Origin of the sequence: Burkholderia sp. PAMC 28687 (assembly GCF_001577465.1) — a bacterium.
Classification (GTDB): domain Bacteria; phylum Pseudomonadota; class Gammaproteobacteria; order Burkholderiales; family Burkholderiaceae; genus Caballeronia.
Window position 1 is genome coordinate 120,608 of record NZ_CP014505.1, and the last position, 13,696, is coordinate 134,303.

Annotated in this window: 11 protein-coding genes; 10 read left to right on the plus strand and 1 reads right to left on the minus strand. The window is 60.3% G+C overall.

Translation table 11 applies throughout. From position 1 onward, the window contains the following. Positions 1-233 precede the first annotated feature (233 nt). The 8 genes from nagA (at position 234) to cyoD (ending at position 11,219) form a co-directional block, all read left to right on the plus strand. Positions 234-1,337 (plus strand): N-acetylglucosamine-6-phosphate deacetylase, encoded by a 1,104-nt coding sequence (gene nagA, locus AX768_RS00605; protein ID WP_061998342.1) that lies wholly within the window; start codon positions 234-236, stop codon positions 1,335-1,337. Beyond that, positions 1,330-2,337 (plus strand): SIS domain-containing protein, encoded by a 1,008-nt coding sequence (locus tag AX768_RS00610; RefSeq protein ID WP_061998343.1) that lies wholly within the window; start codon positions 1,330-1,332, stop codon positions 2,335-2,337. Before nagA ends, AX768_RS00610 begins: the two co-directional genes overlap by 8 nt. 14 nt (positions 2,338-2,351) lie before the next feature. Then, on the plus strand, positions 2,352-4,943 hold the full coding sequence (ptsP, locus tag AX768_RS00615) for a phosphoenolpyruvate--protein phosphotransferase (RefSeq protein ID WP_061998344.1): 2,592 nt from the start codon (positions 2,352-2,354) through the stop codon (positions 4,941-4,943). A gap of 105 nt (positions 4,944-5,048) precedes the next feature. Beyond that, the gene (gene nagE / locus AX768_RS00620; RefSeq protein WP_061998345.1) at positions 5,049-6,824 is read left to right on the plus strand and encodes an N-acetylglucosamine-specific PTS transporter subunit IIBC; all 1,776 of its coding nucleotides are present in this window, start codon (positions 5,049-5,051) and stop codon (positions 6,822-6,824) included. A 553-nt stretch (positions 6,825-7,377) separates the two neighbouring features. Then, on the plus strand, positions 7,378-8,271 hold the full coding sequence (gene cyoA / locus AX768_RS00625) for a ubiquinol oxidase subunit II (RefSeq protein ID WP_061998346.1): 894 nt from the start codon (positions 7,378-7,380) through the stop codon (positions 8,269-8,271). A gap of 15 nt (positions 8,272-8,286) precedes the next feature. Then, positions 8,287-10,278, plus strand: a complete 1,992-nt coding sequence (cyoB, locus tag AX768_RS00630; RefSeq protein ID WP_062000661.1) for a cytochrome o ubiquinol oxidase subunit I — start codon at positions 8,287-8,289, stop codon at positions 10,276-10,278. Continuing rightward, positions 10,278-10,886, plus strand: a complete 609-nt coding sequence (gene cyoC / locus AX768_RS00635) for a cytochrome o ubiquinol oxidase subunit III (protein ID WP_061998347.1) — start codon at positions 10,278-10,280, stop codon at positions 10,884-10,886. Before cyoB ends, cyoC begins: the two co-directional genes overlap by 1 nt. Then, positions 10,887-11,219 (plus strand): cytochrome o ubiquinol oxidase subunit IV, encoded by a 333-nt coding sequence (gene cyoD / locus AX768_RS00640; RefSeq protein WP_061998348.1) that lies wholly within the window; start codon positions 10,887-10,889, stop codon positions 11,217-11,219. A gap of 76 nt (positions 11,220-11,295) precedes the next feature. On the opposite strand, the gene rpoH is transcribed toward cyoD, so the two are convergent. Continuing rightward, on the minus strand, positions 11,296-12,231 hold the full coding sequence (rpoH, locus tag AX768_RS00645) for an RNA polymerase sigma factor RpoH (RefSeq protein WP_061998349.1): 936 nt from the start codon (positions 12,229-12,231) through the stop codon (positions 11,296-11,298). A gap of 395 nt (positions 12,232-12,626) precedes the next feature. On the opposite strand from rpoH, the gene AX768_RS00650 reads away from it, so the two are divergent. Together AX768_RS00650 and AX768_RS00655 are read left to right on the plus strand one after the other, a co-directional pair. Further along, complete coding sequence (locus AX768_RS00650; RefSeq protein ID WP_061998350.1) at positions 12,627-13,193, plus strand: acyloxyacyl hydrolase; 567 nt, start codon at positions 12,627-12,629, stop codon at positions 13,191-13,193. A gap of 46 nt (positions 13,194-13,239) precedes the next feature. Further along, positions 13,240-13,635, plus strand: a complete 396-nt coding sequence (locus AX768_RS00655; RefSeq protein ID WP_061998351.1) for a nuclear transport factor 2 family protein — start codon at positions 13,240-13,242, stop codon at positions 13,633-13,635. Positions 13,636-13,696: the final 61 nt, after the last annotated feature.

Consider the following 13,696-nt stretch of genomic DNA (forward strand, 5'->3'; position numbering starts at 1 on the left):
CACGCGGTGAGGTACCACCAGAAGGTGTCGATAAAAACCATCCAGGGTGAAGTAAGTCGTTGCGGGGAAACGCCGTTTCGTCTCATGGCGATTTTCCAGCCTGCTCGCAGCGGGCGCGGCGGCTGACGGAGCCTTACCACGCGTCGAAGCGCCGCCGTGCGAGCGCTTCAGGGCCGCCCGCCACGCGAGTGCGACCCACGCGCGTCACGCAGTACGTTTCACGAGAGAGATTCATGCTGAAAGGAAACATCCTGACGACCGACGGCTGGATCCACGGTTCGATCGCGTTCGAGAACGGCCGGGTGACGGCGCTCGAAGGTGCGAGCGTGGACCCCAGGACTAATGACGACCCGTATATCCTGCCGGGCTTCATCGACTGCCACGTTCATGGCGGTGGCGGCGCCGACATCATGGAAGGTGGCGATGCGGCCGTGACCGTTGCGCGCGAACACGCGAAGCACGGCACGACCAGCATGCTCGCCACCACCATGACCGCACCGCGCGACGAACTGATGGCGGTGGTCGCCGGCCTCGGCGAGCAGTCCGTTCGCCGCGCGCCGGGTGGCGCGCGTGTGCTGGGCGTGCATCTCGAAGGGCCATATATCAATCCGGGCAAGCTCGGCGCGCAACCCGATGCAGCAGCCGTCGCCGTGCGCGACGAAGTGCTGAAGTATCTGTCGCTCGCGCCCATCCGCGTGGTGACCATCGCGCCGGAAATCTCGGGGCACATTGAAGTGATCCAGGAAATGGCGGCGCGCGGTGTGCGCGTGCAACTGGGTCATTCACTGGCGACGTATGACGACGCGGTCAACGCGCTCAAACACGGCGCGCGCGGTTTCACGCACTTGTTCAACGCCATGTCGCCGCTGCATCACCGCGATCCCGGCATGGTCGGCGCTGCGCTCGCGCATGCCGAGTACGCCGAACTGATTCCTGATCTTCTCCACGTGCATCCCGGCGCGATCCGCGCCGCGTTGCGAGCCATTCCGCGCCTGTATGTGGTGACCGACAGCACATCGGCCTCCGGCATGCCTGATGGCGAATATCGCCTGGGCAGCCAGCACGTGACCAAGTGCATGGGCGGCGTGCGTCTTGCCGACGGCACGCTCGCCGGCAGCACGCTGACCATGGACCAGGCGCTGCGCAATCTTGTTTCCATCGGCTTGCCGATGGCAGATGTTTCCAATCGCCTGTCACGTTACGCCGCCGATTACCTCGGACTCGAAGACCGGGGCCGGATCGCGCGTGGCGCGTGGGCGGACCTCGTCGTGTTCGACCGTGAACTGGCGTTGACAGCAACTTATGTAGAAGGTGAATCAATTGTCGAATATGCTTGATGAAGCGCTGGCGTCCGCCGACGTGGTGGTTGCCCAGCTTGCCGATACGTCCCACATTGAAGCACTCGCCGCCCGGCTCGCCGAAGAGCCGCGGCATGTCGCGCTGACGGTTGCGCGCGGTTCGTCGGATCACGCCGCAAGTTACTTCGCAGGACTGACGATGAGCCGTATCGGCGTGCCGGTCGCGTCGTTGCCCATGTCGGTCGCCACCCTGCAGCAAGCACCATTGCGCGTGAAGGGCCAACTGGCCGTGGCGTTTTCGCAGTCGGGCAAAAGCCCGGATCTGATCGGCACCATGCAGGCACTGCGCGACGCAGGCGCCCTGACCGTCGCGGCAGTGAATGCGCCCAATTCACCGCTTGCCGAAGCCTGCGAGTGGAACCTGCCGTTGCTCGCCGGCCCGGAGTTGTCCGTGGCGGCAACCAAGAGCTATATCGCGATCCTGTCGCTCTCGGCGATCGTCATTGCGCATGTGCAGAAAGACGCCGAATTGCTCAACGCGCTCAAATCCTTGCCCGACGCGTTGCGCGCGGCCGGCAAGCTCGACTGGTCGCACGCGGTCAGCGAACTCAAGGACGTCGACCGCATGATCGTGATCGGCCGCGGACTTGGCCTGGCAATCGCCCAGGAAGCGGCGCTCAAGCTCAAGGAAACGTCGGGCATTCAGGCCGAAGCGTTTTCGAGCGCGGAAGTGCGGCATGGGCCAATGGAACTCATCGGCGAGGACTATCCGCTTCTCGTGTTCGCACCGCGCGGACCGGAGCAGGCTGGCCTGGTGCAGCTTGCCCACGACATGCGCGCCCGCGGCGCACGCGTGCTGCTCGCAGCACCCGCCGATATCCCCGAAGCCAACTTGCCGCTGGTCGAGACCGCGCACTTCGCGCTTGATCCGATCGCAGCGATCCTGTCTTTCTATGTGATGGCCGACAGCCTGGCTGCCGCGCGCGGGCGCAATCCCGACGCGCCGCGCCATTTGGCCAAAGTCACCGAAACCCGTTAATCGAGAGTCATCCGATGCGCCGTGCCGAGGAGTCCCTGTTGAATCATTCCCCTGAAAACCTGAGCGATTTTGTATTGGTCGCGCCGTTCACCGGGCCGATGGTGCCACTCGCCGAAGTGCCCGATCCGGTCTTCGCCGACGGCATGTTCGGCGACGGCATCGGCATCGATCCGCTCGCGGGCGTGATGGTCTCGCCGTGCGACGGCGTCATCACGCACCTCGCGCGCACGCATCACGCGGTGACCTTGCGTACGGCGCAGGGCGCGGAAATCCTCGTGCATATCGGTATCGATACGGTTGAGCTCGGCGGCAAAGGTTTTACGCCGAAGGTCGAGCAGGGCGCGACCGTGCGCGCGGGCGACGTGCTGATCGAATTCGATGCGGACTTCGTTGCGCAACACGCGCCGAGTCTTGTTTCTGTGATCGCGGTGGCGAACAGCGACGCGTTCGAAGTGATCGATCGCGCCGGCCTTGGCATGTTGCGGGCGGGCGAAAGCCAGTTGCTGGTGTTGCGCAGCAAGGACGGCGTGAAGGCGGACGCGGCGCGCAGCCCGGCCAACGTCACGGAAGAAGCGCGCCGTAGCGTCACGCTCGGCCACGCGGGCGGCTTGCACGCGCGGCCGGCCGCACGCGCACGCGAAGCGGCGCGCGGGTTCGACGCAAAGGTCGAGGTGCGTTTCAACGGCCGCAAGGCACCCATAGAAAGCGTCGTCGGCCTGCTCGGACTGGGTGCGGGCGAAGGGGCGACCGTCGAGCTGCTTGGCGTGGGTTCGCAAGCGGCGGCGGCGGTGGAAGCGGTCGCCGCGGAATTGCTGCGTGAAGCACATGGCGAAGTGGAAGAAAAGCCGGCACGTACTCGTTCGCCGGCGCCTGTTGCGGTTGTACGCGACGCGGGCACGCCGCTCGATCCGAATACGCTGGCGGGTGTATGTGCGTCGGCGGGAATTGCTGTTGGCAAGCTCGTCCGCTGGGACGACAACGACGTCACGCCGCCCGAACAGGCGACGGGGACCTCGGCGGCGGAAAGCCGGTTGCTCGACAAGGCGATTGCGGCCATCGACGCCGAACTCGACGAAACCGTGCGCACCGCTTCGCAGCGCGGCGCGGTCGGCGAGGCGGGCATTTTCGCGGTGCATCGCGTGTTGCTCGAAGACCCGACATTGCTCGATGCCGCACGCGACCTGATCAGCCTCGGCAAGAGCGCCGGGTTCGCATGGCGCGAGGCGATTCGCGCGCAGATCGTGCTGTTGTCCAACGTTGAAGACGCGTTGCTCGCGGAGCGTGCCGCGGATCTTCGCGATATCGAAAAGCGTGTGCTGCGAGCGCTCGGATACACGAACACGGCCGCGCGTCAGTTGCCCGACGAAGCCGTCCTCGCCGCCGACGAATTCACGCCTTCCGATCTGTCTTCGCTCGACCGCACGCGCGTGACGGCGCTGGTCATGGCGCGTGGCGGCGCGACCTCGCACGCGGCGATCATCGCGCGCCAGATCGGCATTCCGGCGCTGGTTGCCGTGGGCGATGCACTGCACGCGATTCCCGACGGCACGCAAGTCGTGGTCGACGCATCGGCGGGCCGCCTGGAATACGCACCGACCGCACTCGATGTGGAACGCGCGCGCCTCGAGCGCCAGCGTCTCGCGGGTGTGCGCGAGGTGAACCGCAAGACGTCGCAGGCCGCGGCCGCGACCAGCGACGGCCGGACCATCGAAGTTGCAGCGAACATCGCAACACTCGACGACGCAAAGACAGCGGTGGAAAACGGCGCGGATGCCGTCGGCCTGTTGCGTACCGAGCTGTTGTTCATCCATCGCCAGTCGGCGCCGACCGCGGCTGAACATGCAGAAAGTTATCAATCGATAGTCGGCGCGCTGAGCGGACGCACGGCCATCATCCGCACGCTCGATGTGGGCGCGGACAAGGAAGTCGATTACCTCACGCTGCCGCCCGAAACCAACCCGGCACTTGGACTTCGCGGCATTCGCCTCGCGCAGGTGCGCCCGGATCTGCTCGACGACCAGTTGCGTGGTCTGCTCGCGGTGAAGCCGTTCGGCACGGTGCGCATCCTGTTGCCCATGGTGACCGACTCGGGCGAACTCGTGCGGCTGAGAAAGCGTATCGATGAACTAGCGGCCGAGATCGGCCGGACCGATCCCATCCAGGTCGGCGTGATGATCGAAGTGCCGTCGGCGGCGTTGCTCGCCGACCAGCTCGCGCAGCACGCGGATTTCCTGTCCATCGGTACGAACGACCTCACGCAATACACGCTCGCCATGGACCGTTGCCAGGCGGATCTCGCTGCTCAAGCCGACGGTTTGCATCCTGCGGTCTTGCGCCTCATCAAGGCGGCAACCGATGGCGCGGCGAAGCACGGCAAATGGGTCGGCGTGTGCGGCGCGCTGGGCGGCGATCCGGTTGCGGTGCCCTTGCTCGTGGGCTTGGGCGTGACGGAATTATCGGTGGACCCGGTTTCGGTTCCCGGCATCAAGGCGCTCGTGCGCAAACTCGATTACCCACTGTGCCGTCAGCGCGCGCTCGATGCATTGGCGCTCGAATCGGCACAGGCAGTAAGAGCAGCAAGCCGCGAAATCTGGCCGCTGGACTAACACGTCCTTCCGGCTGCCAGGCTTCGCGTTCACTAGTAAAAAGAATCGATCGACAACACGTTTCACCTCACGATCAACGACAAGACACTTTCTTTGGAGAATTCGATGGACGCTAACCTGTTTGCAAAAATGCAGCGTCTCGGCCGCGCGCTGATGCTGCCGATTGCCGTGCTACCGGTGGCCGGGCTGCTATTACGCCTCGGCCAGCCGGATGTCTTCAACATCAAGATGATCGCCGATGCAGGCGATGCAATCTTCACAAACCTGCCACTCTTGTTCGCCATCGGCGTGGCAGTGGGTTTTGCGAAAGACAACAACGGTACCGCCGGCCTGGCTGGCGCGATCGGTTACCTGATCGAAATCGCGGTGATGAAAGACATCAACGACAAGCTCAACATGGGCGTGCTGTCGGGGATCGTTGCAGGTTGCGTGGCCGGGTTTCTCTACAACAAGTACAAAGACATCAAGCTGCCTGAGTACCTCGCGTTCTTCGGAGGGAAACGCTTCGTGCCGATTGTCACGGGAGTCGTCTGCCTGGTGCTCGGTATCGTCTTTGGCTATATCTGGACGCCGATTCAGGCAGCCATCGATGCAGCCGGCGGCTGGCTGACGGGCGCCGGCGCTCTCGGCGTGTTCGTGTTCGGCGTGCTGAACCGGATCCTGCTGGTCACGGGCCTGCACCACATCCTGAATTCGCTTGCATGGTTCGTGTTCGGTTCGTACACGCCACCGGGCGGCGGCGCAGCAGTGACGGGCGATCTGCACCGCTTCTTTGCTGGCGATAAAACCGCTGGCGGTTTCATGACGGGCTTCTTCCCGATCATGATGTTCGGCTTGCCGGCAGCGTGTCTTGCCATGTTCCACGAAGCACCGAAGGAACGTCGTGCAGTGGTGGGCGGCCTCTTGTTCTCGATGGCCTTGACCGCGTTCCTGACGGGCGTGACCGAGCCGATCGAGTACAGCTTCATGTTCCTCGCCCCCGCGCTCTACGCCATCCATGCTGTGCTCACGGGGCTGTCGCTCGCGATCTGCTCGGCGCTGGGCATTCACCTGGGCTTCACGTTCTCGGCTGGTGCGATCGACTATGTGCTGAACTACGGTCTGTCGCAGCGCGGCTGGCTGGCGATTCCTATCGGCCTGGTCTACGGACTGGTCTATTACGGCCTGTTCCGCTTCTTCATCCGCAAGTTCAACATGGCAACGCCGGGTCGCGAGCCCGCAACGACGGACGCCGAAGTCGAATCGTTCGACAACACGGGCTTTGTTTCCCCGACGGCTGGCGCAACGGTGCCGCGCGCTGTGCGTTACATCGCGGCCTTGGGCGGTGCGTCGAACCTGACGCTCGTCGATGCCTGCACGACCCGTCTGCGTTTGTCCGTGGTGGATTCGGAGAAGGTTTCGGAGCCGCAACTGAAGGCAATCGGTGCACGCGGCGTGTTGAAGCGCGGTGCGACGAGCGTGCAGGTCATCATTGGGCCGGAAGCCGATCTCATCTCCGATGAAATCCGTACCCAACTCGAGCGTTCGTCGACTCGCGGTGCGACGCCGGCTTCGTCCACGCCCGCTGCCAGTGAAGCCGCGCCATTGGCTTCGGTTTCTGCCGCCGAGCAAGGTCCGCTCGATCCGGATCCGGTGCGCTGGCTTGCCGTGTTCGGCGGCGCAACGAACGTGGCTTCGCTCGACGCCGTGGCTACCACGCGTCTGCGCGTGGTCGTGCGCGATCCGTCGTCGGTTGACCGTCAGCGTTTGTCGACGCTCGATGTAGCGTGGGTTTCCGCCGATACCTTCCACATTGTCGTGGGTAACTCGGCGCCGCGTTATGCCGCCACGATGGCCAAGCGTTTGTCGACGGGTAACGGAGCGTCTCCGCTTCCGGCGTAAGCGCGGAGTGAGAGAGCGCGGCTGAGGCATAGGGCTTCGGCCGCAGACGCGCTGTAGTCAACGTGAACCCATCTACAACGATGGGTTCACCGAGTTTCAAATTCCCAGACTGCATTTAAAACCCAGCATGGCGAAAGTCATGATCCGGGTTTATTACTTGCCGGAATAAAACATCAGTGAACCTAATCAACTTGCAGCGAGCCCCTTCGTGGGACCGGGCTCTGCGCTGCAAAACGACCGATTTGACCTTTCAAATTTCAACGCGCGAAGGGTCGTGGATACCGAGACCCTGCTCGAGGTAAGCCAATAGCCGCAGGCGGATGTGCGCGTCGCAGTTACGAATTCGCATCACATGTAAATAAACTCGGTCATATTATTAAATATCCCTGACAAAGGACTTAGTTACTTGTGGCAATAAGACGCACTAAATAAACACAAAAGATTTTTAGAAAAAGTTGGATTAAGCCAGGCCTTGAAATCGCGCTACCCTTCTCCCGAGACTAGTTAAAAGTCTAAAACGTAATATCTCAAAAACGTTGAAATCGGGCAAGGTATGAAACAAAAATCCGGGTCGGGGTTTTGCAAGCGGTTCGCAATTTTCCCTGCTCTTCTTCTGTCAGGGTGCGGCGGCCAGATGGATCTTCTTGATCCAAAAGGCAGCATCGGACTGGCTGAGAAGAATCTTATTCTGACGTCCACGTATGCCATGCTGATCGTGGTCGTACCGGTTATTTTCCTGACGCTGCTGTTTGCATGGAAGTATCGGGCGTCGAATACTTCCGCTGAATATTTACCGAAATGGGCGCATTCGACCAAGATCGAGATTGTGATCTGGCTGGTGCCTGCACTGATCATTCTCTATCTCGGTATTCTGACTTACAAGAGTACACATGCACTGGATCCTTATAAGCCGCTGGAATCAGAGGTAAAGCCAATCAATGTCGAAGTTGTTGCGCTCGACTGGAAGTGGCTTTTCATCTATCCGGATCTTGGCATTGCCACAGTTAATCAAATTCAATTTCCAGTCGGTACCCCGGTGAGCTTCAAGATCACCTCGGATTCGGTGATGAACTCGTTTTTCATCCCGCAATTGGGCGGTCAGATCTATGCAATGGCGGGCATGCAGACCAAGTTGCATCTGATCGCGGACCATGCCGGCGACTATGCCGGTTTGTCTGCGAATTTCAGCGGACATGGATTTTCGGATATGAAGTTTCGCGCCATCGCGACCACGCCCGAAGAGTTCGCAGCCTGGGTCAAAAAGGTGAAGGCATCGCCGAGCCAGCTTGATGGCGTGAACTATGCCGCTGTTGCCGCGCCGACCGAAAAGCAGCCGGTCCAGTACTTCTCGAAGGTCGACGCGAATCTGTTCCAGAACATCGTCGCGAAATACAACAACGGGCATGCTCGCAACATACCCGACCCCATCTGCCGTACGAAGGGATAAGTCATGTTTGGAAATTTGCTGGGAAAACTAACGCTGGCGGACATACCGTTCGACCAGCCCATCATCATGGGTGCGGCAGCGTTCATGGCGCTCATCGTGGTGGCCGTGGTCGTCGGGCTGACGTGGTCCGGAAAGTGGGGCTATTTGTGGCGTGAATGGCTTACGTCGGTCGATCACAAGAAGATTGGCGTGATGTACATCGTGGTAGCGGTGCTGATGCTGCTGCGTGGTTTTGTCGATGCGCTCATGATGCGCACGCAACTCGCACTCGCTTATAACGGGCCCGGGTTCCTTCCGCCCGAGCATTACAACCAGGTCTTCACGGCGCACGGCGTCATCATGATTTTCTTCATGGCGATGGCCTTCATGATCGGCTTGATGAACATTGTCGTGCCGTTGCAAATCGGCGCACGCGATGTCGCGTTTCCGTTCATCAACTCGCTCAGTTTCTGGATGACGGCGGTTGCAGCGATCCTGATCAACGTTTCCCTGGTGATCGGTGACTTCGCGCAAACGGGCTGGCTTGCCTATCCGCCGCTGTCCGAGCTGCAGTTCAGTCCGGGTGTGGGTGTCGACTACTACTTATGGAGTTTGCAACTTTCCGGAATAGGAACGTTACTCACCGGCGTCAACTTCTTCGTCACGATCATCAAGATGCGCGCGCCCGGCATGACGTACATGAAGATGCCCGTATTCACGTGGACGTCGCTGTGCTCGAACGTGCTGATTCTCGCCACATTCCCGATCCTGACCGCAACGCTCGCATTGCTCGCGCTCGACCGTTATCTCGGCATGCACTTCTTCACGAACGACGCCGGCGGCAACGCCATGCTTTATCTGAACCTGATCTGGGCTTGGGGGCATCCGGAGGTGTACATCCTGGTATTGCCGGCGTTCGGCATCTATTCGGAAGTCGTCGCCACGTTCGCCAAGAAGCCGCTGTTTGGCTACAAGACAATGGTCTATGCCACGTGCTCGATCATGGTGCTGTCGTTGCTGGTCTGGTTGCATCACTTCTTCACCATGGGTTCCGGCGCGAACGTGAATGCGTTTTTCGGGATCATGACCATGATCATCGCCATTCCGACCGGCGTGAAGATCTTCAACTGGCTGTTCACCATCTATAAGGGCCGCCTGGAGTTGTCGTCGCCTGTGTTGTGGACGATCGGCTTCATGATCACGTTCACCATCGGCGGCATGACGGGCGTGCTGCTGGCCGTGCCCGGCGCGGACTTCGTGCTGCACAACAGCTTGTTCCTGATCGCTCACTTCCATAACGCAATCATTGGCGGCGTGGTGTTTGGTTATTTCGCCGGCTTCACGTACTGGTTCCCGAAGGCGTTCGGTTTCAAGCTGAACGAAACGCTCGGCAAGTGCGCGTTCTGGTGCTGGCTCATCGGTTTCTGGACCGCATTCATGCCGCTGTACGTACTGGGCTTCATGGGCGCAACCCGCCGTATGAACCACTACGACACACCGGGCTGGCAACCGTACATGATCGTCGCGCTGATCGGCGCGTTGATCATCTTGCTCGGCGTGGTGCTTCAGATTACTCAAGTCGTGGTCAGCGTAGTGAAGCGCAATTCGCCGGCATACAAGGACGTCACGGGCGATCCGTGGAACGGCCGCACGCTCGAATGGGCGACCAGCTCGCCACCGCCGGTTTATAACTTCGCGGTCCTGCCCGTGGTGCATGAACTCGACGCCTTCGCTCACATGAAAGAACGCGGCCGCACGCGTCACGCACGCGAGGCCTATCGCGATATCCACATGCCCCGCAATACGAGCGCCGGCCTGATCGTCGCGTCGTTCAGTCTGGCGATCGGTTTTGCGCTGGTCTGGCACATCTGGTGGCTTGCTACTGCCGGATTGCTGGGCGTGATCGTCACGCTGATCATTCGCAGCAACGACACCGACATCGACTACACCATTCCCGCCGCGACCGTTGCCGGAATGGATGGCTCGCCGGCGCAAACGCGCGCGCGCGATCTGCAGGAGGCACTGTAATGCTGACTAAAACCCTCTCACTCGATTCGCCGGAATCGCACGACGATCACGGTTCATCGAATACGGTCCTCGGGTTCTGGGTGTACCTGATGACCGACTGCATCATCTTTGCGTCGTTGTTCGCCGTATTCGCCGTGATGGGAAACCAGTTTGCAAGTGGTCCTTCAGGCAAGGACGTCTTCGAACTGCCTGGGGTCATGCTGGAAACCGCGATCCTGCTGGTCAGCAGCATCACGTTCGGCTTCGGCATGCTGGCCGCGTACAAGGGCAAGAAGGCTGCGTTGCTGGCGTGGCTCGGCGTCACGTTCCTGCTGGGCGCGGCGTTTATCGTGCTGGAAATACACGAGTTTCACTTGTTGATCCAGCAGGGTTATGGCCCGGGCACCAGCGCGTTTTTGTCGGCGTTTTTCACGCTGGTGGGAGCACACGGACTGCATGTCACGGCAGGCCTGATCTGGATGGTCGTGCTGGCTGTGCAGGTTATCGGCAACAAGAAAGTTACCCAACGCGATCTGACGCGCCTCGCGTGCCTGAGCCTTTTCTGGCACTTCCTGGACATCGTCTGGATCTGCGTCTTCACCTTTGTTTATCTGACGAGCGTCGTATAAATGGCACACGCACATTCAATCGATACCGGCGCGGGCCACGGCAGCGTGCGCTCGTATGTCATAGGCTTTGTTCTCTCGGTCGTGCTCACGGCCGCAGCGTTCGGCCTGGTCATGCAACAGGCGTTGGGCCAGACTGAAACGATCATCGCGATCTCGGTGCTCGCGTTCATCCAGATCCTCGTGCATCTCATGTTCTTCCTGCACATGAACACGTCGTCATCGCAGCGATGGAACGTCGTCGCGTTCGGATTCACCGTTCTGGTGGCGGTGATCGTGATCGGCGGCACGTTATGGGTGATGCATAACGTCGGCCACCACATGATGTCGCGCTAGGCTCCCAAGCTCACTCGCACAGAAAAAAAGCCCGCTGTCTTTCGACAGCGGGCTTTTCGACCTTTCGGCTTACGGGTTACGCGTATTCGTGCAGCGCCGTGCGCATCTTCTTCATTGCGCTCGCTTCGATCTGACGAATCCGCTCGGCCGATACACCAAATTCGTCGGCGAGTTCATGCAGCGTCTTGCCGCCCGAGCCGTCGTCTTCCACCTCGAGCCAGCGCGCCTGGACGATCCGGCGGCTACGTTCATCGAGCGATTCAAGCGCGGTGGACAATCCTTCGCTCTGCAGCTTGTCGAACTGACGCGATGCCAGCACGTTGGTCGGCTCGTTGTGCGAATCAGCCAGATAGGCGATCGGCGCGTACGATTCCTCGCCGTCGTCAATCTGGCCTTCCAGCGCGATGTCGCCGCCGGATAGACGCGTCTCCATTTCCGAGACTTCCTCGCGCTTCACATTCAGCTCTTTTGCAAGACTGTCCACTTCGCCCGGTGTGAACGCGTTGTGTCCGGTCTTGTGGCTGCGCAGGTTGAAGAACAGCTTGCGCTGTGCCTTTGTGGTCGCAACCTTCACCGTGCGCCAGTTGCGCAGGATGTATTCATGAATCTCGGCCTTGATCCAGTGCATGGCGTACGAAACGAGCCGCACATTTTGCTGCGGGTCGAAACGCTTTACAGCCTTCATCAAGCCGATGTTGCCTTCTTGGATCAAGTCGGCATGCGGCAGGCCATAGCCCAGATAATTCCGGGCGATGGACACGACCAGGCGCAAGTGCGACAGCACGAGCTGGCGGGCAGCGTCGAGGTTGTCGTTCTCGCGAAATTCGGTGGCGTACTGACGTTCTTCCGACGGCGTTAGCATCGGAATCCGGTTGACAGCCGAAATGTAGGCGTCGATGTTGCCGATCTGACCGGTCAACATGGACGACTGCGCAAACGTCAGCGCACCTGCCGAAGCGGCCTTGGCCGACGCCGAGTGTCCAGTATTCGGAAGGGTTATCGCATTGGTCACGCTTGTCTGCTCCTTATCAACAAAAAACCCGATGAAAAACCGGGTCCAGCCGCAATATTAGCACTCTGCTATTTCGAGTGCTAAAGATTAGAGGGGCAATCAATCCAAGAGTTCCCCAAAAGCTATTAGAACTGATGCTCCAATAGCCCGTAGGTGGTTTCCCGAACCTTTCCTTCGATTTCGCCGGAAGAAACGAGTTCCTTGCCAATTTTACCGAAAGAAACTTGCAAGTTTTCGCACGATTTACCTCTTAAATCGTCGATCGGCGAAACTTAATGCCGCATTTCCAACAATCCACAGAACTGTTTTGAGCTTTTTTTTGAGACCGTCTCTAAAATGGCGACGTGCCGCTTTAGCGGTAATTGCGTTTCGAGAAACCAGCTCCGGAGTAGTTCATGCGAAAGAACAAAAGTGTTTGGCAAAAACGCTCTTTTTACGGTGCCTTGTTGGGGGCGCTTGCCCTGGTTTCGGCGAGTGCCAAGGCAGACCAGTTTGGCGTGCAGATCGCCGGCGGGGTTGCCGACCACGATGTCCGCAAGGCGGATGTTGGCGTTGTGTGGGACCCGAACTTGACTTGGTGGGAAATCGGCGGCTTCCATTTCACCGTTGTTGGCGAAGCGCACGTCGCTTACTGGGACATCCGCGAGAGCAACGCTGCGCATCCGAATATCTGGGAATTCGGGCTGACGCCGGTATTCCGGTTCATCAAGAGTTCTGGCTGGTTCAGGCCGTATGTGGAGGCGGGCGTCGGCGTGCGGCTCCTGTCGCACGTGCGCGAGACGCAGGACCGTACGTTCTCATCGTCCTTCCAGTTTGCCGACATGGTGGGTGTCGGCGCGGCGTTCGGCGCGCATCAGAACTACCAGGCGGGCTTTCGGTTTCAGCATTTATCCAACGCCGGTATCGAACACCCGAATCCTGGTATAAATTTCAGCCAGTTATATCTGCAGTACAACTTCTGACGGGGACCGGGTCCATCGGGTCCTCCATCGTGAGAGGAACCGATCGATGCCGGCACAACCCCCCGATGCGCCCGCCGAGGCAATCCGCGAACTCGAGCGCAGCCGTTTTCGCGCAATGGTCGACGGCGACGGCGAGGTGCTCGACAAGCTGCTGGCGGACAACGCCAGCTATGTCCACACCAACGGCAAGCGTGAGTCGAAGCGGCAGTTTATCGATGCAATCACCGCCGGCCGGCGGCGCTACCGGCAAATCGAGATCGAGACTCAGGACCTGATGCCGGGCGGGCGGGACACGTGGATAGTGCATGGACGCGCGCTGATCGAGATGGAGTCGAAAAACGGCGCACTGTTGTTTCCGATCGCTTACACGGCGGTTCATCTTTACGTCGATGGCCAATACAAATTGCTCGCGATGCAGGCGACCCGCGTGGCGCTGGATTAGCGCCGTCGATGCCCGCCGGGTTGGGCATCTGAAGACCCGTAGCGAAGGACAGCGCCTTGTA